This window comes from Citrobacter sp. CK206 (assembly GCF_030333125.1).
Classification (GTDB): Bacteria; Pseudomonadota; Gammaproteobacteria; order Enterobacterales; family Enterobacteriaceae; genus Citrobacter_B; species Citrobacter_B koseri.
The window spans coordinates 609,333-631,475 of the sequence record NZ_JAOWGM010000030.1 but is presented as its reverse complement, the minus strand read 5'-3'; the positions used below and the strand labels follow the sequence as shown (position 1 = coordinate 631,475).

General features: G+C 52.9%; 22 protein-coding genes and 1 pseudogene. 8 read left to right on the top strand and 15 right to left on the bottom strand.

All coding sequences use genetic code 11. The features are described 5' to 3' along the window. Positions 1 to 133 precede the first annotated feature (133 nt). The 4 genes from pdeR to osmB all read left to right on the top strand — a co-directional run bounded on the left by pdeR (position 134) and on the right by osmB (position 3,830). Positions 134 to 2,125 (top strand): cyclic di-GMP phosphodiesterase, encoded by a 1,992-nt coding sequence (gene pdeR, locus OGX81_RS20195; protein ID WP_110123692.1) that lies wholly within the window; start codon positions 134 to 136, stop codon positions 2,123 to 2,125. A 183-nt stretch (positions 2,126 to 2,308) separates the two neighbouring features. Continuing rightward, positions 2,309 to 2,491 (top strand): YciZ family protein, encoded by a 183-nt coding sequence (locus tag OGX81_RS20190; protein ID WP_024130304.1) that lies wholly within the window; start codon positions 2,309 to 2,311, stop codon positions 2,489 to 2,491. Between the two features lie 88 nt (positions 2,492 to 2,579). After that, the gene (yciT, locus tag OGX81_RS20185) at positions 2,580 to 3,332 is read left to right on the top strand and encodes a DNA-binding transcriptional regulator YciT (protein WP_024130303.1); all 753 of its coding nucleotides are present in this window, start codon (positions 2,580 to 2,582) and stop codon (positions 3,330 to 3,332) included. Positions 3,333 to 3,611: 279 nt separating this feature from the next. Next, positions 3,612 to 3,830: an osmotically-inducible lipoprotein OsmB gene (osmB, locus tag OGX81_RS20180; RefSeq protein ID WP_012132246.1), complete on the top strand. Its 219-nt coding sequence runs from the start codon at positions 3,612 to 3,614 to the stop codon at positions 3,828 to 3,830. A gap of 112 nt (positions 3,831 to 3,942) precedes the next feature. On the opposite strand, the gene yciH is transcribed toward osmB, so the two are convergent. The 5 genes from yciH to pgpB all read right to left on the bottom strand — a co-directional run bounded on the left by yciH (position 3,943) and on the right by pgpB (position 7,595). Further along, on the bottom strand, positions 3,943 to 4,269 hold the full coding sequence (gene yciH / locus OGX81_RS20175; protein WP_012132245.1) for a stress response translation initiation inhibitor YciH: 327 nt from the start codon (positions 4,267 to 4,269) through the stop codon (positions 3,943 to 3,945). Further along, a complete protein-coding gene (pyrF, locus tag OGX81_RS20170; RefSeq protein WP_104869129.1) occupies positions 4,269 to 5,006 on the bottom strand; it encodes an orotidine-5'-phosphate decarboxylase in 738 nt (245 codons plus the stop codon). Before pyrF ends, yciH begins: the two co-directional genes overlap by 1 nt. Before the next feature lie 189 nt (positions 5,007 to 5,195). Continuing rightward, complete coding sequence (gene lapB / locus OGX81_RS20165; protein ID WP_012132243.1) at positions 5,196 to 6,365, bottom strand: lipopolysaccharide assembly protein LapB; 1,170 nt, start codon at positions 6,363 to 6,365, stop codon at positions 5,196 to 5,198. 6 nt (positions 6,366 to 6,371) lie between these two features. Next, positions 6,372 to 6,680, bottom strand: coding sequence for a lipopolysaccharide assembly protein LapA (gene lapA, locus OGX81_RS20160; RefSeq protein ID WP_047463550.1), 309 nt, complete (start codon positions 6,678 to 6,680; stop codon positions 6,372 to 6,374). Positions 6,681 to 6,830: 150 nt separating this feature from the next. After that, on the bottom strand, positions 6,831 to 7,595 hold the full coding sequence (gene pgpB / locus OGX81_RS20155; protein WP_012132240.1) for a phosphatidylglycerophosphatase B: 765 nt from the start codon (positions 7,593 to 7,595) through the stop codon (positions 6,831 to 6,833). A gap of 187 nt (positions 7,596 to 7,782) precedes the next feature. Here pgpB and ribA point away from each other — a divergent pair, with 187 nt between their 5' ends. Then, a complete protein-coding gene (gene ribA, locus OGX81_RS20150; RefSeq protein WP_012132238.1) occupies positions 7,783 to 8,373 on the top strand; it encodes a GTP cyclohydrolase II in 591 nt (196 codons plus the stop codon). Between the two features lie 54 nt (positions 8,374 to 8,427). Here the strand turns inward: ribA and acnA are convergent, their stop codons facing one another. The 6 genes from acnA to topA all read right to left on the bottom strand — a co-directional run bounded on the left by acnA (position 8,428) and on the right by topA (position 15,937). After that, entirely contained in the window at positions 8,428 to 11,103 is a 2,676-nt protein-coding gene (acnA, locus tag OGX81_RS20145) for an aconitate hydratase AcnA (RefSeq protein WP_104868611.1), read from the bottom strand. 185 nt (positions 11,104 to 11,288) lie between these two features. Then, positions 11,289 to 11,384, bottom strand: a complete 96-nt coding sequence (gene ymiC, locus OGX81_RS20140; RefSeq protein ID WP_223849120.1) for a small membrane protein YmiC — start codon at positions 11,382 to 11,384, stop codon at positions 11,289 to 11,291. Positions 11,385 to 11,514: 130 nt separating this feature from the next. After that, positions 11,515 to 11,685: a YciX family protein gene (locus OGX81_RS20135; RefSeq protein ID WP_096753854.1), complete on the bottom strand. Its 171-nt coding sequence runs from the start codon at positions 11,683 to 11,685 to the stop codon at positions 11,515 to 11,517. 3 nt (positions 11,686 to 11,688) lie between these two features. Then, positions 11,689 to 11,850, bottom strand: coding sequence for a YmiA family putative membrane protein (locus tag OGX81_RS20130; RefSeq protein ID WP_012132233.1), 162 nt, complete (start codon positions 11,848 to 11,850; stop codon positions 11,689 to 11,691). Between the two features lie 303 nt (positions 11,851 to 12,153). Next, positions 12,154 to 13,128: an HTH-type transcriptional regulator CysB gene (cysB, locus tag OGX81_RS20125; protein ID WP_012132231.1), complete on the bottom strand. Its 975-nt coding sequence runs from the start codon at positions 13,126 to 13,128 to the stop codon at positions 12,154 to 12,156. Positions 13,129 to 13,339: 211 nt separating this feature from the next. Continuing rightward, positions 13,340 to 15,937, bottom strand: coding sequence for a type I DNA topoisomerase (gene topA, locus OGX81_RS20120; protein WP_071258408.1), 2,598 nt, complete (start codon positions 15,935 to 15,937; stop codon positions 13,340 to 13,342). Positions 15,938 to 16,337: 400 nt separating this feature from the next. Between topA and OGX81_RS20115 the strand changes: the two genes are divergently transcribed. Continuing rightward, positions 16,338 to 16,589: a YciN family protein gene (locus OGX81_RS20115; RefSeq protein WP_003020616.1), complete on the top strand. Its 252-nt coding sequence runs from the start codon at positions 16,338 to 16,340 to the stop codon at positions 16,587 to 16,589. A gap of 254 nt (positions 16,590 to 16,843) precedes the next feature. Here the strand turns inward: OGX81_RS20115 and sohB are convergent, their stop codons facing one another. Beyond that, positions 16,844 to 17,890, bottom strand: a complete 1,047-nt coding sequence (gene sohB, locus OGX81_RS20110; RefSeq protein WP_104868610.1) for a protease SohB — start codon at positions 17,888 to 17,890, stop codon at positions 16,844 to 16,846. A 237-nt stretch (positions 17,891 to 18,127) separates the two neighbouring features. Between sohB and OGX81_RS20105 the strand changes: the two genes are divergently transcribed. Both OGX81_RS20105 and cobO read left to right on the top strand, forming a co-directional pair. Further along, positions 18,128 to 18,889, top strand: coding sequence for a YciK family oxidoreductase (locus tag OGX81_RS20105; RefSeq protein WP_047463540.1), 762 nt, complete (start codon positions 18,128 to 18,130; stop codon positions 18,887 to 18,889). Then, positions 18,886 to 19,476: a cob(I)yrinic acid a,c-diamide adenosyltransferase gene (gene cobO, locus OGX81_RS20100; protein ID WP_104868609.1), complete on the top strand. Its 591-nt coding sequence runs from the start codon at positions 18,886 to 18,888 to the stop codon at positions 19,474 to 19,476. Before OGX81_RS20105 ends, cobO begins: the two co-directional genes overlap by 4 nt. Before the next feature lie 91 nt (positions 19,477 to 19,567). On the opposite strand, the gene rluB is transcribed toward cobO, so the two are convergent. The 3 genes and pseudogenes from rluB to rnm form a co-directional block, all read right to left on the bottom strand. Then, positions 19,568 to 20,443 carry a 23S rRNA pseudouridine(2605) synthase RluB gene (gene rluB / locus OGX81_RS20095; protein WP_012132223.1) on the bottom strand — a complete coding sequence of 292 codons (876 nt, stop codon included), beginning with the start codon at positions 20,441 to 20,443 and terminating at the stop codon, positions 19,568 to 19,570. A gap of 100 nt (positions 20,444 to 20,543) precedes the next feature. After that, complete coding sequence (locus tag OGX81_RS20090; protein ID WP_012132222.1) at positions 20,544 to 21,164, bottom strand: L-threonylcarbamoyladenylate synthase; 621 nt, start codon at positions 21,162 to 21,164, stop codon at positions 20,544 to 20,546. Then, a pseudogene (gene rnm, locus OGX81_RS20085) lies at positions 21,161 to 22,041 on the bottom strand (RNase RNM). Before rnm ends, OGX81_RS20090 begins: the two are co-directional and overlap by 4 nt. Positions 22,042 to 22,143: the final 102 nt, after the last annotated feature.

Sequence of the window (22,143 nt, the reverse complement as noted above, 5' to 3'; positions counted from 1 at the left end):
ATGCTTTTTTCTGAATCTGGATTACATATAAATACATAAGTAAAACAATATGTTCAGCCATAATTACCTCGTACGAATCATGGCTAACCTTTCTCCTGAGGCTGTATGCGCTTTAAACGGGATGGTAAGCATCATGAAAGACGTTCTGGAGCCTGTTTCATTGTTTAGCGATTTGGGAACCCATAGCCCTTACTGGCGTTTATCGGATGACTGCGACACCCTGCGTTTATCCGCGACTGAGGCTGCCGACGCTGACCAGACCGTTGCGTTATCTTCCGAGCAGGCTGACCGCATCCGGGAGATGACCGTCATCACGTCAAGCCTGTTACTCACCCTTCCCGGTGAACATAATGCCGTTCCCGTGCAACTTGTCGGGCGAAAAATCAACAAGCGCGAATGGGCAGGAAACGTATCGGTCTGGCATGATGCGCCTTCAGATACGCAGGAGGCCGTTCTGGGACTCTCCTTTGCCGAGCAGGTGGTATCAGAGGCCAACTCAGCGATCGTAATCCTTGACAGCCGCGGGAATATCCAGCGTTTTAACCGTCTTTGCGAAGAATACACCGGGTTAAAAGAGCATGACGTCATTGGGCAAAGCGTCTTCAAATTATTTATGAGCCGGCGCGAAGCCGCGGCCTCCAGGCGCAACATCAGCGGTTTTTTCCGCAACGGCAACTCTTATGAGATCGAACGCTGGGTAAAGACCCGCAAAGGCCAGCGCCTGTTTCTGTTTCGGAATAAATTTGTCCATAGCGGCAGCGGTAAGAACGAAATCTTTTTAATCTGTTCAGGCACCGACATTACCGAGGAGCGGCGTACGCAGGAGCGTTTACGCGTACTGGCGAATACGGACACAATCACCGGGCTGCCTAACCGGAATGCCATTCATGAGCTGATTAACAATGCCATTGAAAACGCGGGCGACAATCAGGTTGGTATCGTCTATCTGGACCTGGACAACTTCAAAAGGGTGAACGACGCCTACGGGCATATGTTTGGAGACCAGCTGTTACAGGCCGTCTCGCTGGCGATCCTGAGTTGCCTTGAGGAGAATCAACTGCTGGCCCGCCTCGGCGGCGATGAGTTTATCGTTCTCGCCACGCAGACTTCGCAAGGGTCGCTGGAGGCCATGGCATCGCGAATTCTCACACGCTTGCGTCAACCCTTTCGCATTGGCCTTATCGAGGTGTATACCGGCTGTTCTATCGGTATCGCCCTTGCGCCGCAGCACGGGCATGACAGCGAAAGCGTGATTCGTAATGCGGATACCGCAATGTACACCGCGAAAGAAGGCGGACGTGGACAGTTTTGCGTGTTCTCTCCCGAGATGAACCAGCGCGTCTTTGAGTATCTTTGGCTGGACACCAATCTGCGCAAAGCGTTGGAAAACGATCAGCTCCTGATCCACTACCAGCCGAAGATGACCTGGCGCGGCGAAGTCCGCAGCCTCGAAGCGCTGGTGCGCTGGCAATCACCGGAACGCGGGTTAATTCCCCCGCTGGAGTTTATCTCCTACGCCGAAGAGTCTGGGCTGATTGTCCCGCTGGGGCGATGGGTGATGATGGATGTTGTACGGCAGGTCGCCAAATGGCGCAGCAAAGGCATCAACCTTCGCGTCGCGGTGAACGTATCCGCCCGCCAGCTCGCGGATCAAACTATTTTTACCGACCTGAAGCAGGTGCTTCATGAACTGAACTTCGAATATTGCCCGATTGATGTCGAACTGACAGAAAGCTGTTTGATTGAAAACGAAGAGCTGGCGCTGACCGTCATCCAGCAATTCAGCCAGCTTGGCGCACAGATACATCTGGACGATTTTGGCACCGGCTATTCGTCGCTTTCTCAGCTTGCCCGCTTCCCCATTGATGCGGTCAAGCTGGATCAGACGTTTGTCAGAGACATTCATAAGCGGTCGGTTTCGCAATCGTTAGTACGCGCGATCGTCGCCGTAGCGCAGGCGTTAAATCTACAGGTGATTGCGGAAGGCGTCGAAAGCGCAAAAGAAGATGCGTTTTTAACCAAGAATGGTGTCAACGAGCGCCAGGGTTTCCTGTTTGCCAAACCCATGCCCGCCGCCGCTTTTGAACGCTGGTATAAACGTTATCTGAATAAAAAGATGCGCTGAGATGGGCAAAAAACAGGCGTTCGGGACAGGGTAAGAGACCTCTGGTAACAAACTTATCTGCATGTAATAACAGAATATATAATATTACCCAATGGTTTTGGCGAATCCTGTTTTTCCCCTTCTCTTTTGGCATTATTTTCTGCATCATGAAATTCATACATTTTTGACGTAAGGATGATAACCATGTCTGATATCGACGCCCAACGTGTTGCCGAACGCATTGATACCGTGCTGGATATCCTTGTTGCTGGCGATTACCACTCTGCCATCCACAACCTTGAAATTCTTAAAGCGGAGTTGTTAAGTCAGGTGAAAGAAGATACCGACGCCTCCTCGACGAAACCCCGGGCTCCGTGGGAGATCTAAGTGACGCGAGCTTTTCGTGGCACCTGACTCAGGAAACGCAGCATCCCTTATACTCCCCGGTACTGATACCGTTATAAAAATTAAAATTATGAATTCCCGACAACAATCAATTTTGCAAATGGTCATTGATAAAGGCCAGATGAGCGTGGCTGAGCTGGCAAAAATCACCGGCGTCTCTGAAGTCACGATCCGACAGGATCTTAACACCCTGGAAAAACAGAGCTATCTGCGCCGTGCGCATGGTTTTGCCGTCTCGCTGGACAGCGATGACGTCGAAACGCGCATGATGACCAATTACACGCTCAAACGCGAACTGGCTGAATTTGCCGCGTCACTGGTCAGCCCCGGCGAATCCGTATTTATTGAAAACGGCAGCAGCAATGCCCTGCTGGCCAGAACGTTAGCGGAACAAAAGGATGTCACCATTATTACGGTGAGTAGCTATATCGCTCACTTGCTCAAAGAGACGCCGTGCGAAGTGATCCTCCTTGGCGGAATCTACCAGAAAAAAAGTGAAAGTATGGTCGGGCCATTGACCCGCCAGTTTATCCAGCAGGTTCACTTCAGTAAGGCCTTCATCGGTATCGATGGCTGGCAGCCGGATACCGGTTTTACCGGACGGGACATGATGCGATCGGATGTGGTTAACGCCGTACTGGAAAAAGGCTCTGAAGCCATTGTTCTGACGGACAGCTCTAAATTCGGCGCAGTACATCCTTATACGCTGGGGCCGTTGACACGTTTTAGCCGCGTTATCACCGATTCCAGAATAAGTGCGGACCATCAAATGCAACTGGAACGCACCGGGCTGACGGTGAACATCATCGAACCTCGCGCCTGAGCGCATTGCAGATGATTTGCCGTATGGCAAATCATCTCTCCCCTCTGAGATTTTTCCGACAATCTAATTAAGACTATTTACCTGTTATTAACAGGGTAAAGTCGTAAAATTTATATTAGCGATATAACAGGAAGTGACTATCACCTGCGTGATTTTAAGCTGTTACCCCTGCGCAACAAGGTTTTGCGGACAGTCTCTTTAATGGCTTTAATGAACATCATTTTAGCTATAATTAAAGAGAACTTACTTCCGTGAATCAATTATTCAGGAGAAAGTATTATGTTTATGACGAGCAAAAAAATGACCGCCGCTGTTCTGGCAATTACCCTGGCGATGTCTCTGAGCGCTTGCTCTAATTGGTCTAAACGTGACCGTAACACTGCGATCGGTGCAGGGGCTGGGGCGTTGGGCGGTGCCATTTTAACTGATGGTAGCACGCTGGGTACACTTGGCGGGGCTGCGGTAGGTGGTGTTATCGGCCATCAGGTAGGTAAATAATCTACGGTCGACCGGCTCGAAATAATAATACGATAATTCTTTACAGGTCTTTACTCTAAATATACACAGTGAAATTTAAAGCCACGATAAATAACTACCGTGGCTTTTTTCATTAGCCGCCAGCCAGTTTAACTTTCATTCCTTTGGCTTCCAGTAATGATTTAATCAGATCGCGCTTATCGCCCTGAATTTCAATTATTCCCTCTTTAACCGCCCCACCGCAGCCGCATTTTTTCTTCAGCTCAGCGGCCAGTTTGGTCAGTTCAGCATCATCCATATCAATGCCGGTAACGAGGCACACACCCTTACCTTTCCGCCCGCTGGTCTGGCGCTGAATACGGACGATACCATCCCCCTTTGGGCGTTCAACCGCCGCTTTCGGTTCGTCAATCCGGCCCGTTTCCGTGGAATAGACCAGACGGCTGTCAGAATTGTTCATCAGGCTCCCCGTTTCAGTGATGCATTAATGGCCTTCAGGGTTTGCGCAGGGTCAGCAGACTGCGTAACCGGTCGTCCTATAACCATATAGTCCACGCCCGCCGCCAGCGCCTGTTCCGGCGTCATGATGCGGCGCTGATCGCCAGCGTCAGACCCCTGAGGACGGATACCCGGCGTTACCAGCTTAAACTCTGCGCCAAATTCCTGCTTAAAGCGCACCGCTTCCTGCGCCGAGCAGACCACACCATCCAGCCCGCAATTTTGCGTCAGGCGCGCCAGACGTTCCGCATGCTCAGCCGGTGACAACGTCACGCCAAGATCCGCCAGATCGCTGGCTTCCATGCTGGTCAGTACCGTCACCGCAATCAGCAATGGCGCATCCTTACCCAGCGGCAGTAAGGCTTCGCGCGCTGCGGTCATCATCCTAGCCCCACCTGACGCATGGACGTTAACCATCCATACGCCCAGATCTGCCGCCGCCGCAACGGCATGTGCCGTGGTATTTGGAATATCATGAAATTTCAGGTCAAGAAAGATATCGAAGCCGCGCTGCTGCAAATCACGAACCAACTGCGGGCCGAACAGCGTGAACATCTCTTTGCCGACTTTCAGGCGGCAATCACACGGGTCGATTCTGTCGACGAAAGCCAGCGCGTTATCACGATTATTGTAATCCAGAGCAACAACGACAGGAGAATCGGTAACAGCGCGGGAAGAAGATGAAGCAGTAAACGTCATGACCAGACCTTCTTGATGATGGGCACCGGGTGCGGCGCGAAATGGGTAAACGGCGTGCATTCTACCTGCGCAAGGGCAAAATGAACAGGCGCGATTGTACCCCTGCGAGGCGATATTGCCCGGATGTCAGCGTGAGGGACAGGTAAAAACCAACAGTATGTTGTAACTAAAATGCAGACTTTTTTAAAACTACTGCCCGTCGAGGCCGCGAATAGGTTTAATCGTCGACCACGCCCGGCAGGAAGGACAATGCCAGTACATGGTATAGGCGGTAAACCCACACTTCTGGCAGCGATAACGCGGTTTGCTGCGCACCTGCTCACCGACCATATCACGCAGCACCATCAGGCTCTCTTTTGCGCGCCCTTCTTCTGCCTCATTGAGGTGATAATCCATCAGCTTATGAAACACCCGCATGGTCGGATGGCGCTGTAACTGGCGAGTGATATAGACCTGCGCAGTGTCGTGCCCTTCCCGCGCTTCCAGAATATCGGCAAGCATCAACTCAGCGGCGGCGCCGGTGTTTTCTTCCACAGCCCGACGTAAGAACTCCGCCCATTCATCATTTTTACCAAGCTGCTGATAGCACGTCTGCAACATCTCCAGCGTTTCACTGACCAGCTCTTTATCCTGGGAGATAACCCGCTGTAAGCTCTCCACCGCTTTGGCGTATTCCCCCTTTGCCATAAACACACGGCCCATCATGATAGAAACACGGGCGCTGTTTTTGTCTGCGGCGGCGCCTTTTTTCAGCAACGTCATGGCGCGATCCATATCATCGCAGCCCATCTGTTGCAGCGCCAGTTCACAATAGAAATGTGCGATCTCAATGCGCTGCTTATCTTTGCCGAGCTTCACCAGCCGCTCTGCCACATCAATCGCTTTCTGCCAGTCGCTGGTCGCCTGATAAATTTGCAACAGCTGTTGCAACGCTCCTACGCGGAAATCCGTTTCATCCGTGAGCTGGTTGAACATATCTTCCGCCCGGTCATACAACCCGGCCGCCATGTAATCACGCCCCAATTGCTGCACAGCCAGCAGACGCTGCTCATAAGTCAGCGACGCGCTTTCCATTAAGGTCTGGTGGATGCGGATGGCGCGGTCTACTTCACCGCGAGAGCGAAACAGGTTTCCAAGAGTGAGATGAGCCTCAACGGTGCCGGTATCCTCTTTCAGCATGTCGAGGAACAGATCCACCGCTTTATCCTGTTGGTTACTCAGGAGGAAGTTAACCCCCGCCACATAGTCGCGAGAAAGACGGTTAGCTTCGTCCTGTTTTGTTTGTTGCGCACTTCTGCGACCCATATACCAGCCATAGGCTGCCGCTACAGGTAAAAGCAGAAACAACAACTCCAGCATAAATGATTATTCCTTCACAACCGACGAATCGGCAGATACCGCAACGTCGGTCGCAGGCGAAAGCTGGTTTTCCAGTCGTTTGATTTTACGTTCGGCACGCACCAGGGAGACGCGAACACGCAGCCAGAACAGGCCGCAAATTAGCCAACCAATAGCAAAGCCTGCGGCAAATAAAACGGCAAGCAACGTAGAAATACGGTACTCCCCTTGAGCCAGCAGGTAATTAAACGTTACCTGTTGATCGTTCTGCGCACCCAATGTCACCGAAATAACAAAAATCGCCAACACCAGTAAGAAAATGAGTAAATATTTCACATTACTTCCCGTTATGTGGTTTGAGCGAATAAATCGTGTTCAACTTACCGCATTCAGCCCTTTAAATTACCATTTTCGCGACGCGCGCGAAACGGAAAAGCGTTCTGTCCACTCATGATTTAAGGGCAAATTACGGAAAATCAACCACCGTCAACGTTCTTGCTCCCGCTGCGCTATCTCGCGAGCCTCTTCAACGGGTGGCGTAAGCGGCCCGCAAATGCGCTGAGCAAGCCAGGTCGCCAGCGTCACCAGAAGCCAGGATATCAACGTCGCGACAACTAAATCACGCGGCCAATGCATACCCAACAACAGGCGACTGCCCATAACACTTGTCGCCCAGACTAACAAAATCGCAATCGTAAGGGTACGCCTGCGCGGCCATAATAGTCCTACCGCCAACAACGCCCAACTTGCGGCAAACAGGGTATGCCCGGAAGGAAACGCGAATCCGGTCTCTTTTTGCCAGTGTTGACGCAGAAAAGCCGGAATATCCTGCTGCCCGGACAGTTGTTCTTTGACTAAGTGCCCGCGTTCTTTACGTTTTAAAGTGTAGAACTCATCAACGGGAATATGGTGCGTTTTTTCCAGCCAAATAACAAAAGGTCGGGGTTCCTGCACCCGCTCCTTCACCAGCGATTTTACCCCCTGCCCCAGCAGGATCGCACCGGCCAGAATAGCAAAAAGCATCATTGCGGCTTTCAGGCGAAATCTCAGGCACCAAAGAAACCAGGCGCACAGAAGCACATGCGTAATAATTCCCCACGGCTGCGTCACCGTTTCTGTCACCCAGTATAAGGATTTTAACCACCAGACCGAGTGTCCGGGTTGCCAGTTCCAGCCTGAAATCCATACGCTAACCGGCATCACAAGCAACAGAGCAGCGCCTACGGTTGTGCGCTTCGCAATCGAAAGCATGACCTCTCCTTTCGTCGATAAGTGCCACAATCATAACTGAAAACCTGGCGTGCCGGAAAATTGACAAATTTGTGCCATTCCAAAAGCGATCGCACGGCAGCGATTAGGTGAAGTCCGCCGCCTTATGGCAAAATAGAAACATACAGAAGCCAATTGGCGATGACACCAGCATTATCTGGAGAAATACATGCAGCTTAAACGAGTGGCAGAAGCCAAACTGCCAACCCCATGGGGCGATTTCCTGATGGTGGGATTTGAAGAACTGGCAACCGGACACGACCACGTCGCGCTGGTTTATGGCGATATCTCTGGTCAAACCCCTGTCCTGGCTCGCGTCCATTCAGAATGTCTGACCGGCGACGCATTGTTTAGTCTGCGCTGCGATTGTGGTTTTCAGTTAGAGGCGGCGCTGACGCATATCGCGGAAGAAGGTCGCGGTATTCTGCTCTACCACCGTCAGGAAGGACGTAATATTGGCCTGCTCAATAAGATTCGCGCCTACGCGTTACAGGATCAGGGCTACGATACCGTGGAAGCCAACCATCAGCTGGGGTTTGCCGCCGATGAGCGTGATTTCACCCTGTGCGCCGATATGTTTAAACTGCTGGGCGTCGATGAAGTCCGTCTGCTGACCAATAACCCGAAGAAAGTCGAAATTCTGACGGAAGCAGGTATCAATATTGTTGAGCGCGTACCGCTGATTGTTGGCCGTAACCCAAATAACGAACACTATCTGGATACCAAAGCCGCTAAGATGGGGCATTTATTGGGTAAATAAATTTTTGCTATTAAAGGCCTGATGAGCACCGCGCCATCAGGCCTTTTTTATGTCTTAATGCAACATATTACGAATCACATAATGCAGAATGCCGTCATTCTGGTAGTAGGTTAATTCAGTTGCGGTATCGATACGGCACCGGCACGAAATCACCTCTGTGCTGCCATCCACTTTGGTTAACGTCACCGGAATGGCGGCGCCAGGCTTCAGGTTTTGCAGACTGGCAATATCAATTGTCTCCTCACCGGTTAACCCAAGCGTTTTACGCGTAACGCCCTGCGGGAACTCCAGCGGTAGAATCCCCATACCAATCAGGTTTGAACGGTGAATACGTTCAAACGACTCGGCAATCACGACGCGAATACCCAGCAAACGCGGGCCTTTGGCCGCCCAGTCACGGCTGGAACCGGAACCGTACTCTTTACCCGCAATCACCGCCAGCGGCGTTTTCTCTTGCTGATACAGCATCGCTGCATCATAGATGGAGATCACCTCCGTCCCCGGCAAATGTCGGGTCATTCCTCCTTCAACGCCGGGAACCATTTCGTTGCGGATACGAATATTCGCGAACGTACCGCGCATCATCACTTCATGGTTTCCACGGCGCGAACCGTAGGAGTTGAAGTCCCGACGCTCAACGCCATGATTCTGCAAATAGCGCCCTGCCGGGCTGTCCGCCTTTATGCTGCCCGCCGGGGAGATGTGGTCAGTGGTGACGGAATCCCCCAGCATGGCCAGAATACGGGCGCCATGAATATCCTCCACCGGATCGGGTTGAACCTGCATTTCGTCAAAGAACGGCGACAAGCGGATATAGGTGGAGTCATCCTGCCAGCCATAGGTGTCTGAGCGATCAACATTGATCGCTTTCCATTCCGGCGTCCCTTCAAAAACCTCGGCATACTCTTTGTGGAACATTTCTGACGACACCAGCTCAACGGCGCGGGCGATCTCCCGCGCGGAAGGCCAGATATCCTTCAGATAAACCGGGTCGCCTTTGCGATCGTGGCCCAGCGGCTCTTTCGCCAGGTTAATATTCATATTGCCCGCCAGCGCATAGGCGACAACCAGCGGCGGCGACGCCAGCCAGTTGGTTTTCACCAGCGGATGGATTCGGCCTTCAAAGTTACGGTTGCCGGAAAGTACCGCGCCTACCGTCAAGTCGCCTTTTTTGATTGCCGTTTCGATAGGCTCCGGCAGTGGGCCGGAGTTACCAATACAGGTGGTGCACCCATACCCCACCAGATTAAAGCCAAGCTCATCAAGATAAGGCGTGAGTTTCGCCTGCGCCAGGTAATCCGAGACCACTTTCGATCCCGGCGCCAGCGAAGCTTTCACCCACGGCTGCCGTTTCAGTCCCAGCGTTACCGCTTTTTTCGCCAGCAAACCGGCGGCCATCAGCACGCTGGGGTTTGAAGTATTGGTACAGGAGGTGATAGCCGCAATCACGACAGCGCCGTCCGGGAGCTGGTATTGATGGCCGTTCATAACATAATCGATTGGCTGCCGGTCTTTTTGCGCGGTGTTCAGTTCCAGCTCCGTGCTCGCGGCGAAGGCTTTCGGCACATCCGCCAGCGCAACCCGATCCTGCGGGCGCTTCGGCCCGGCAAGGCTCGCCTCGACATCCCCCATATCCAGTTCCAGCGAACTGGTGAAAACAGGTTCATCGCCAGGGTTTCGCCACATCCCCTGCGCTTTGGCATAGGTTTCGACCAGCTCAACCTGCTCCTCGCTACGGCCGCTTAAACGCATATATTCGAGGGTGATGCCGTCAATCGGGAAGAAGCCGCAGGTCGCGCCATATTCCGGCGACATGTTTGCTATCGTCGCGCGATCGGCCAGTGGCAAGGAGTCCAGACCGTCGCCGTAGAATTCAACGAATTTACCAACGACGCCGTGTTTACGCAGCATCTGGGTCACGGTCAGCACCAGGTCGGTCGCGGTGATACCTTCACGCAGCTTACCGGTCAACTTGAAGCCAACAACATCGGGAATGAGCATTGAGACCGGCTGGCCCAGCATCGCGGCTTCCGCTTCAATCCCCCCGACGCCCCATCCCAGCACGCCAAGGCCGTTAATCATCGTGGTGTGGGAGTCGGTGCCGACCAGCGTGTCCGGGTATGCAACCCATTCTCCCGCCTGCAATTCGCTCCAGACGGCCTTGCCAAGGTACTCCAGGTTCACCTGGTGGCAGATCCCGGTTCCTGGCGGCACCACGCTGAAGCGACTAAAAGCCTGTTGCCCCCATTTCAGGAACACATAGCGCTCGTGGTTGCGTTCCATTTCCAGACGCACGTTCTCTTCGAAAGCGTCATCATCGCCAAAGCGATCGACCGTTACCGAGTGGTCAATAACAAGGTCTACCGGGGATAGCGGATTCACTTTCGCAGTATCCCCGCCGAGGCGTTTGACCGCTTCGCGCATGGCGGCCAGATCCACCACCGCCGGGACACCGGTAAAATCCTGCATTAATACACGGGCGGGTCGATAGGCAATTTCGCGGTCGGCATGGGCTTTTTTCAGCCACCCGGCTAACGCCTGAATATCTTCTTCGGTAACAGAGTCGCCGTCCTGCCAGCGCAGCAGGTTTTCAAGCAGAACTTTTAGCGACTTGGGCAAGCGGGTAATATCGCCCAGTTTTTTGGCAGCCAGGGGCAGACTGTAGTAATGATAGGTTTTGTCTTTGGCCTGCAACGTGTCCTTACTGGCTTCTCGTAGGGTTGACGACATAGCTCCTCCTTAATAACAGGGTTGGATACCCTGACTCTCCTCAGGGTTAGTATTAAAGATAACACAAACAGAATGTAACGTTTTGATAACAACCCGAATTGATAAAAGAGGAGAAACCTTACGGACGGGAATCGGCATGCGCAGGCCCGATGACGTTGCGCCATCGGGCATTTACCGGCATACGATCAGAAAGAGACAATCCAGATAAGTTGAGCCCAGAACAAGAGCGATACTGAGAACGCCCCAATCCATGACCAATATTTAAGATTCACAGTTTGCATAGGCTACACCGACATTTGTTTAATACTTTATGCTGAGATTTACTCAGCGCTTATTGCTGTGGTGTATAAGAAAATACAGTACGGGATGTTAATGACCTGTACTGGAAATGATGATTAAAAAAATCGCCAATTATTGTTTCTGTTGCTCATCTTCAGCGAATGAATCAATAAATGCCTGTTGCTGTTGTGTGAGTTTCCAGGATTCTGGAATATTCGTCACACATTCGCTCCGCGCTTCCTTCACGCTATCACGAGGCTGACGTGCTGGCGTTGAGGGTTGCTGATGTTCCTGCGAAACCATGACTTACCCCCACACTTGCCAGATAACCAGCGCAATCACAACCCAGAACAGCGCAGAGCCGAGGAATACCGCCAGCCATGCTTTGCGTTTAAGCTCGGGGTCCCTGCGGGGTTCCTGGTTTCCAGAAGGCATTGCTAACCTCATACAATCGGCATCACTTATCATTTCAGCACCAAACAATCGGTACAATTAATCATCAGATGAGACAAATCCTAAAGAAACTTTAGTCAAAAATCCAGTGAATTTACGAATCGTTTCCCATGAATAAATCAATCTTTTGACCGGAAATAAATATTTGAAAGGCGGAATTTGCGAGGCGGGTAATTCGAAACTACTTTACTGGCGCTTTTCCATGAATACGATGCAGGTAATATGATCGCAGAAAAAACGAAAACCATAATCCATAAATTTAGTGGTTATTCAGGTATCTCCTCATGTCTGGAGATACCTGAAAACTCACGCGCGTGATTACTTTTCCGGTAATTTAATATCGTTAAACATGGCTTCGATTTCTTCGTTAGAACGCAAGGCCACGGCGGTATCCACAACATCGCGCGTCAGATGCGGCGCAAAGCGTTGAATAAAGTCGTACATATAGCTGCGTAAAAACGTGCTGCGGCGAAAACCAATTTTCGTGGTGCTATGGCTGAAAATATCATGCGCATCGACACGCACCAGGTCTGGGTCGGAAATCGGATCGACGGCCATGCTGGCAATCACCCCTACCCCCAGGCCAAGTCGGACGTATGTTTTTATCACGTCCGCATCGGTTGCCGTAAAGACAATACGCGGCGTCAGCCCGGCGCGATTAAACGCGGTATCCAGCTCGGAGCGCCCGGTAAAGCCAAAGGTGTAGGTCACCAGCGGATACTGTGCCAGTTCCTCAATCGTCACCGATGATTTAGCGGCCAGCGGGTGCTCTGGCGTGACGACGATAGAGCGATTCCAGTGGTAGCATGGCAGCATCACCAGATCGTCATACAGGTGCAGCGCTTCGGTGGCGATAGCGAAGTCGGCATTCCCTTTCGAAACCGCTTCCGCGATTTGCGTGGGCGACCCCTGATGCATATGCAATGAAACGCGAGGATAGCGCTCAATAAAGCCCTTGATCACATTTGGCAGCGCATAGCGCGCCTGAGTGTGCGTGGTGGCAATATACAGAGAACCTTTATCCGGCCAGGTGTGTTCGCCCGCCACGGACTTGATGGCATCGACTTTGGACAACACTTCGCGCGCAATGCGAATAATTTCCTGCCCGGCTGGCGTCACTTGCGTCAGGTGTTTACCGCTGCGCGCGAAAATCTGGATGCCAAGCTCATCTTCCAGCATACGAACTTGCTTACTGATGCCCGGCTGGGAGGTGTAAAGCCCTTCGGCGGTGGAAGAGACATTAAGGTTGTGATTAACCACCTCAACAATGTAGCGAAGCTGCTGTAATTTCATGTTAAACCATCCAGATTAGCGCCGTCATGTCATCGTTTGATAAGCAGCACGTCACGCGCTGCTAATACGATTTAATAATAAAAAAGTCGTTAACTATAACCACTATATCATTTATATCAGAGCTGTATAGATGCGAAGAAAAAATAATAAGCCCGGAATAAAAAAGGGCCGCTTGCGCGACCCTCTTAAGTGAAATTCAGCCAGGTGACTGTTATTTCTTACCTTCTACCCACTTGCCATCAACGAAGAATGCGGACCATCCCGTCGCTTTCCCGTCTTTTTCAGCGGCAACATACTGCTGTTTCGTCTTACGGCTAAAACGCACCAGCGTCTTATTGCCTTCCGGGTCCTGCTGCGGCGCATCGGCCAGATAACGCAGTTTTTCCGGCAGACGGTCGCGGAAGCGGTACAACTCTTCCACTAACGGCGCACGCGTTTCACGCGATTTCGGGAAGGTATTCGCCGCGAGGAAGATCCCTGCGGCGCCGTCACGCAGCACAAAATACGCGTCCGATTTCTCGCACGGCAGTTCCGGCAACGGCACCGGATCTTCTTTCGGCGGCGCGACTTCACCGTTACGCAGAATCTTACGGGTATTTTTACATTCGTCGTTAGTACAGGCCATGTACTTACCAAAACGCCCCATCTTCAGGTGCATTTCAGAGCCACATTTTTCGCACTCAACGATCGGGCCGTCATAACCTTTAATGCGGAACTCGCCCTCTTCGATTTCGTAACCGTCGCAGGTCGGGTTATTACCGCAGACATGCAGCTTGCGTTTCGGATCGATCAGGTAGCTGTCCATTGCGGTGCCGCACTTCTGGCAACGACGTTTTGCACGCAAGGCGTTGGTTTCCGCATCATCGCCTTCCAGTACGTTCAGCACTTCATTTTCCGGCACCAGGTTGATGGTGGTTTTGCAGCGCTCTTTCGGCGGCAGCGCATAGCCGGAACATCCCAGGAACACGCCGGTGCTGGCGGTGCGAATCCCCATCTTGCGCCCGCATGTCGGGCAGTCAATGCTGGTCAGCACCATCTGGTTAGGGCGCATGCCGCCCTCTTCAGGATCTTTCTCCGCTTTATCAAGCTGCTGAGTAAAATCGCTGAAGAAGTTATCAAGCACGTTTTTCCACTCGGCTTCGTGGCTGGCCACCTTGTCGAGGCTGTCTTCCATCTGGGCGGTGAAATCGTAGTTCATCAGCTCGCGGAAGTTTTCTTCCAGTCGATCGGTGACAATCTCACCCATTTTTTCAGCATAGAAGCGACGGTTTTCCACGCGGACATAACCGCGATCCTGAATGGTCGAGATGATCGACGCATAGGTGGATGGACGACCAATACCGCGTTTTTCCAGCTCTTTAACCAGCGATGCTTCACTGAAGCGCGCCGGTGGTTTGGTGAAGTGCTGCGCCGGGGTCAGTTCAACCAGCGTCAACACATCGCCTTTATTCACCGCAGGCAACGTCCGGTCTTCATCGCCTTTACGCAGCGCAGGCATGACTTTCGTCCAGCCGTCGAAACGCAGAATGCGGCCACGCGCTTTCAGGCGGAAATCACCCGCACCGACCGTCAGCGTGGTGGAATCGTACTGGGCTGGCGTCATCTGACAGGCGACAAACTGACGCCAGATCAGCTGATACAGTTTCTGCGCATCCGCTTCCATATCCTTCAGCGCTTCGGCCATCACCGCGACATCAGAAGGACGGATCGCTTCGTGCGCTTCCTGTGAATTTTCTTTGCTGGCGTACTGGTTCGGGCTCTCCGGCAGGTATTTCTTGCCGAAGCTATCGCTGATATAACCGCGAACCATGTTTACCGCATCCTGGCTCAGGTTGGTGGAGTCAGTACGCATGTAGGTGATGTAGCCCGCTTCGTACAAGCGCTGCGCCATCATCATGGTTTTTTTCACGCCAAAGCCCAGACGCGTGCTCGCCGCCTGTTGCAGCGTCGACGTGATAAACGGCGCGCCAGGCTTGCTGCTGGTCGGTTTATCTTCACGCTCCAGTACGCTGTAACGCGCTTTTTCCAGCAGGCTGACCGCCGCCAGCGTTTGCTCGCGGTTAACCGGACGGAACGGTTTATCATTCTGGTGCGTAACGTCGAGCGGCAAGGCATCGCCAGAAGGCGTTGTCGTGCTGGCGTTCACTTCCCAGAACTCTTCCGGTACGAACGCTTTGATGTCACGTTCGCGCTCAACAACCAGACGCACGGCAACGGACTGTACGCGGCCTGCCGACAGGCCTCGCGCAATTTTTTTCCACAGCAATGGCGACACCATATAGCCCACAACGCGGTCCATAAAGCGGCGCGCCTGCTGCGCGTTAACACGGTCGATATTCAGTTCGCCTGGCTTATCAAACGCCTGGCGAATCGCGTTTTTGGTTATTTCGTTAAACACCACGCGGCTATAGCGCGTGTCATCACCCCCGATTACTTCCCGCAGGTGCCAGGCAATGGCTTCCCCTTCGCGGTCAAGGTCGGTTGCGAGATAGATGTGGTCGGCTTTTTCAGCCAATTGTTTCAGTTCAGAGACGACCTTCTCTTTACCGGGCAGCACTTCATACTGCGCATCCCAGTTATGCCAAGGGTCAACCCCCATTCGGTTGACGAGAGCGCCACGTTCATCCTTTTTGGGCTTTTTAGCCGTTTTGGTGGAGGTAGAGTCGGCGCTCTTTTTAGCTGCTGAGCCACTGGTCGGCAAATCACGGATATGACCGACGCTGGACTTAACCACGTAATCATTACCCAGATACTTGTTGATCGTTTTGGCTTTTGCCGGGGACTCAACGATGACAAGAGCTTTACCCATATTCACCTTTACCTAAATTGATTCTTCCTGGAATGCGTCGCACGTTGATTCACCTTCCACTGGCGACGAGACACCGATATGGTCTCTGTGTCGGCGGATATCAACCCCTTGTACTGACTCGGTGCGCGAAACGTGATCCTCAGGTGACTGAGTTAACAGGCTTTTTAGCACACAAGCGCTATAGCACGACGGAATTTTGGTCGAATGTCAAGCAAATCTGTTGCCAGATTGACGAAAGCGTCACACTGTACCTGATAAAATTCGTTACGCAACTTTATTAGCATGCAAAAACAAATCTCGCCAGTAACAGCACCTTTACAAGACCTTCGTGTTTATCAGGGAATATTTGCCCATAAGCAGCGCCCGGCGTAGACTAATGTCCTTGTTTAAGGAGTAAATAATGCATAAAGACACCCAACCTATCGATCGTGAAACACTGCTGATTGAAGCCAACAAAATCATTCGTGAGCATGAGGACACGCTGGCGGGGATTGTCGCCACCGGTGTGACGCAGCGAAACGGCGTGCTGGTCTTCAGCGGCGATTACTTTTTAGACGAGCAAGGTTTACCGACGCCAAAAAGCACCGCCGTGTTTAATATGTTTAAACATCTGGCGCATGTGCTTTCTGAGAAGTATCACCTGATCGATTAACGCAGGAAAGGTTTTGCCGGATGGCGGCTACGCCTTATCCGGCCTACAAAACACTCCGTAGGCCCGGTAAGCGTTAGCGCCACCGGGCTGTTTGCCGGATGGCGGCTGCGCCTTATCCGGCCTACAAAACAGTCCGCAGGCCCGGTAAGCGTTAGCGCCACCGGGCTGTTTGCCGGATGGCGGCTGCGCCTTATCCGGCCTACAAAACAGTCCGTAGGCCCGGTAAGCGTTAGCGCCACCGGGCAATGACAATTTTACATCAGCGGTTTTTGTCCGCGCTGCCACCAGCGTAGCAACAAACGATCGGCGCTTTCTGCGGCGCTACCCGTAAACCGATCCATCAATTTCTTGCGCTGCATAAAGCGAACGTTGAACACCTCATAACCGTCCATCAAGCGGAGAATAACGTCATCACTGGTGTTGATTTCGTCCACCAGACCTTTCTCCAGCGCCTGTTGGCCATACCAGTGCTCGCCTGTGGCCACCTGTTCGATATCCAGCACAGGACGCATCTGCTGCACAAAATGCTTAAACAGGTGATGGGTTTCATTCAGATCTTCACGGAATTTCTGGCGCCCTTCCTCCGTGTTCTCACCAAGCAGCGTCAGCGTGCGCTTATACTGGCCCGCCGTGTGCAGCTCAATATCGATATCCTTCCCTTTCAAAAAGCGATTAAAGTTAGGGATTTGCGCCACAACGCCAATAGAGCCGACAATCGCAAACGGCGCCGAAACAATTTTGTCGGCCACACAGGCCATCATGTAACCGCCGCTGGCGGCGACTTTGTCCACCGTTACCGTCAACGGGATCTGCTTATCGCGCAGACGCTGCAATTGCGAAGCCGCCAGGCCATAGCCATGCACAACGCCGCCGGGGCTTTCCAGACGCACGACCACCTGATCCTGCGGTTTAAACGCCGCTAACACCGCCGTCACCTCCTCACGCAGCGCGCTGACTTCGTGGGCATCCATACTGCCTTTAAAATCCAGCACCCAGGCACGAGGTTTCTCCGTCGCGGCATTTCCCCCCTGCTTTGCTTTCGCTTTCGCCGCTTTTGCCTCCAGCTTCTGCTTCTTTTTCTGCGCTTTATGCCAGAGTTTTTGTTGATGACCGTCCATCAGCGCCGTCGCCAGATCGTCCTTCATCTCTTTATATTGTTCGCTGAGATTCGTTACCCGCAGCTCCCCACGCTGGCGTTTACGCTGGGCAGCATTCACGATCAGCATCACAATGACGGCGATTGCCACCACGACAGTGACGATTTTTGCCAAAAACAACCCATATTCAGACAACAATTCCACGAGTCCCACCTTGGTTAAACAACGCTATTTTGGCTCAGTGTACAACAGGCGTGTTAGCCCGTCTCGTTTGATCCTGCGTTGCGGTTACTGGGTGAAAAGTATGACAAAGTGTTCATTTTTCGGCGTTATCGCCGTTGACTGATTGAAATGACGCGGGCTTTCAGGCATAAAGCCGAAAAGTTAAAGAGAAGATAAGACAACTGGCAGGGTGACCCAACGCGTCGCCGAGGAGTAGCCGTGCATTACCAACCTAAACAAGATCTACTGCAAAATCGCATTATTCTGGTCACTGGCGCCAGTGATGGCATTGGCCGCGAAGCCGCGCTCACCTATGCGCGCTACGGCGCAAACGTCATTTTGCTGGGTCGAAATGAAGAAAAACTGCGTCAGGTCGCACAGACTGTCGCCGAAGATACAGGCGCATTGCCACAGTGGTTTACGCTGGATCTACTGACCTGCACCGCTGAAGAGTGCCACCAGTTAGGCCAGCGGATTGCAGCGCACTATCCACGACTGGATGGCGTTCTGCATAACGCCGGGTTATTGGGCGATATCTGCCCAATGAGCGAACAAAATCCGCACGTCTGGCAGGATGTTATGCAGGTTAACGTCAATGCGACATTCATGCTGACTCAGGCACTGCTTCCTTTATTACTTAAATCCGACGCCGGTTCGCTGGTCTTTACCTCATCAAGCGTCGGTCGTCAGGGACGCGCCAACTGGGGCGCTTACGCCACCTCTAAATTCGCCACCGAAGGCATGATGCAGGTACTGGCGGACGAATACCAGAACCACCCCTTACGTGTAAATTGCATCAACCCAGGCGGCACGCGCACGAGTATGCGCGCCAGCGCCTTCCCTACGGAAGATCCGCAGAAGTTAAAAACGCCCGCCGATATCATGCCCCTCTATTTGTGGCTGATGGGCGACGACAGCCGCCGTAAAACCGGTATGACTTTTGATGCCCAGCCGGGCCGTAAACCAGGAATCGCCCAATGACTGAAGAACGCTATCAACAACGCCAGCAGCGTGTGAAAGACCGGGTCGACGCCCGCGTTGCGGCGGCGCAGGACGAACGCGGCGTCATCATCGTGTTTACCGGCAACGGTAAAGGCAAAACCACGGCGGCATTCGGCACCGCAACGCGCGCCGTCGGCCACGGTAAAAAAGTGGGCGTGGTGCAGTTCATTAAAGGCACATGGCCTAACGGCGAGCGCAATCTGCTGGAGCCCCACGGCGTGGAATTTCAGGTGATGGCGACCGGGTTCACCTGGGAAACGCAAAATCGCGAAACCGACACCGCAGCCTGTATGGCTGTCTGGGAACATGGCAAACGTATGCTGGCGGACCCAACGTTGGATATGGTCGTGCTGGATGAACTGACCTACATGGTGGCGTATGACTATCTGCCGCTTGAAGAGGTCATCAATGCCTTAAATGCCCGTCCGCAGAATCAGACGGTGATTATTACCGGTCGCGGTTGTCATCGCGATATTCTGGAACTGGCCGACACGGTCAGCGAGCTGCGTCCGGTCAAACATGCTTTTGAAGCGGGCGTGAAGGCCCAGATGGGAATTGATTATTAGGAAACGGTGCCGGATGACGGCGTAAACGCTTTATCCGGCCTACGGCCAAAACGTAGGCCCGGTAAGCGTAAGCGCCACCGGGCATTCAGCATCAACCGTTGTTGTTACGACCGCCTGAACGACGACCGCCGCCAACCTGGCTGTGACGCTTCACCGCACGGCGAATCTGGTTCGCCTTCATACGACGTCGGTCTTTCTCCACGGCCACTTTGGAGGTGGTTTCCGGCGCCAGTTGCACCAGTTCACGCAGATAGTTGGTCTGCGCCAGATCCAGTTCAGTCCAGCCACCGCGCGGCAGCCCTTTCGGCAATGGAATATCACCATAGCGCACGCGGATCAGTCGGCTAACCTGCACGCCAACCGCTTCCCACAGACGACGCACCTCACGGTTACGCCCTTCGGTCAGCGTGACGTTGTACCACTGGTTAATACCTTCACCACCGCTGAATTTGATGGTTTTAAATGCCGCCGGGCCATCTTCCAGTTGAACGCCACGACTCAGGTCACGCAGCTTGGCGTCATCAACCTGACCAAATACGCGCACGGCGTATTCACGCTCAACTTCACGACTCGGGTGCATCAGACGGTTCGCCAGTTCGCCATCCGTCGTGAACAACAGCAAACCACAGGTATTCACATCCAGACGACCTACGGCAATCCAGCGTGCGCCGCGCAGTTTCGGTAAGCGATCAAAAACGGTAGGACGACCTTCCGGGTCGTTACGGGTGCACAGCTCACCTTCTGGTTTGTAATAGGCCAGAACGCGACAAATTTGTTCCGCAGACTCTTTCACCGAGATCAGATGACCGTCGATACGGATTTTCAGACCCGGCGTGATTTCAACGCGATCGCCAAGCGTGGCGATTTTGCCGTCAACGCTTACACGGCCTGCTTCAATAATGGATTCAATTTCACGGCGAGAACCGTGGCCAGCGCGAGCCAGCACTTTTTGTAACTTTTCGCTCATAGAGCTTCCTTCAGGTGTCGCCTTCACAGGCGTCGAACAGGAGAATCAACGGCGCTTTACAGCGCCATTTTAAGGCCGCGTAGTATACAGAGTTGCGCCCTTATAAGAAAGGTTTAACGTCACCAACGCCTTCGCGCAAGACAACCGGAGAATCATCGGTTAAATCAATCACCGTGGTCGGTTGCTGGCCGAGGTAACCGCCGTGAATGATCAAATCGACCTGTTTTTCCAGGCGGTCTTTGATCTCTTCCGGGTCGGACTCGGTAAATTCGCTGCCGGGCAGCATCAGCGAGGTGGAGAGCATCGGTTCGCCCAGCGCTTCCAGCAGTGCCAGCGCGATCGGGTTCGACGGCACGCGCAGACCGATTGTTTTCCGTTTTTCCTGTAACAGGCGGCGCGGCACGTCTTTCGTTCCCTTCAGGATAAAAGTGTAGTTGCCCGGCGTATTGTTTTTAATTAAGCGAAAAGCAACGTTATCGACAAACGAATAGGTCGATAACTCAGACAGATCCCGACACATCAGCGTGAAGTTATGCCCGTCCGGCAGGTGGCGAATGCGGCAGATGCGCTCCATCGCCCCTTTATCTTCGATTTTACAACCCAGCGCATAGCCGGAATCGGTTGGATAAACAATCACCCCACCTTTACGCACAATTTCAACCGCCTGATTGATCAGCCGTTGTTGCGGGTTTTCAGGATGAATATAAAAAAACTGGCTCATACTTCCCTCACTGTGGTGTTTGTGGCTCTTCCCACAGCTGCCATACGCCTTCGACGCCTGCTGGCAGCCAGAGCTTGCGACCCAGTTCAATCCACGGGCACGGCTGATGAAAATCAGAGCCTTGTGATGCCCATAAATGGTGCTGGCGCGCATAGGTCGCCAGTTGGGTTCGCTCATTGGGCGACTGCTGGCATTGCGCCACTTCCATCGCATCACCGCGATGCAGCGCAAAATACGCAATCAACCTTTTCAGCCACTTAGCGCTAAGGTCGTAGCGGCCTGGATGGGCCAATACTGCCTTACCGCCAGAATGATGAATCACATCAATAGCTTGTTCTATTGTACACCACTGTGGCGGAACGTATCCGGTTTTCCCACGCGCAAGGTATTTTTTAAAAACATCGGCAATGCTCCCGGCTTTGCCGCACTCCACCAGAAAACGGGCGAAATGCCCGCGCGTCACGGCCCCACCGTCGGCAAGCCGCAAAGCGCCTTCCCACGCCCCAGGAATATGCGCTTTCTCCAGACGCTCGGCAATCAGACGCGCACGCTGCTGACGACGTTCGGTTTGTTCCGCCAGGAACGCACACATCGCCGGATGCGCAATGTCGATATTCAGACCCACAATATGGATCTCATGATTTTCCCAGACAGTTGAAATTTCCACGCCAGGAATCAGGTTCAGGGCAAGCCCGGAACGTGAAATTTCTTCTCTTGCCGCCGGAATAGCGGCTGTGGTGTCATGATCGGTGATCGCCAGTGTGCCGACTCGCATCTCTACCGCACGATGTACTAACGCTTCTGGCGTTAACCGACCATCGGACGCCGTTGTATGACTGTGCAGGTCGTAAATCACTGCGTAATTCGTGTCGCTCAAGGCGGCTCCCGTCTTAATAAATGTTCTTTCACAAACATCATAACGGTTCCGGCAAATATACTGAAATCAGGTGTTGACTTTATTTCATCGAACTAGTTAACT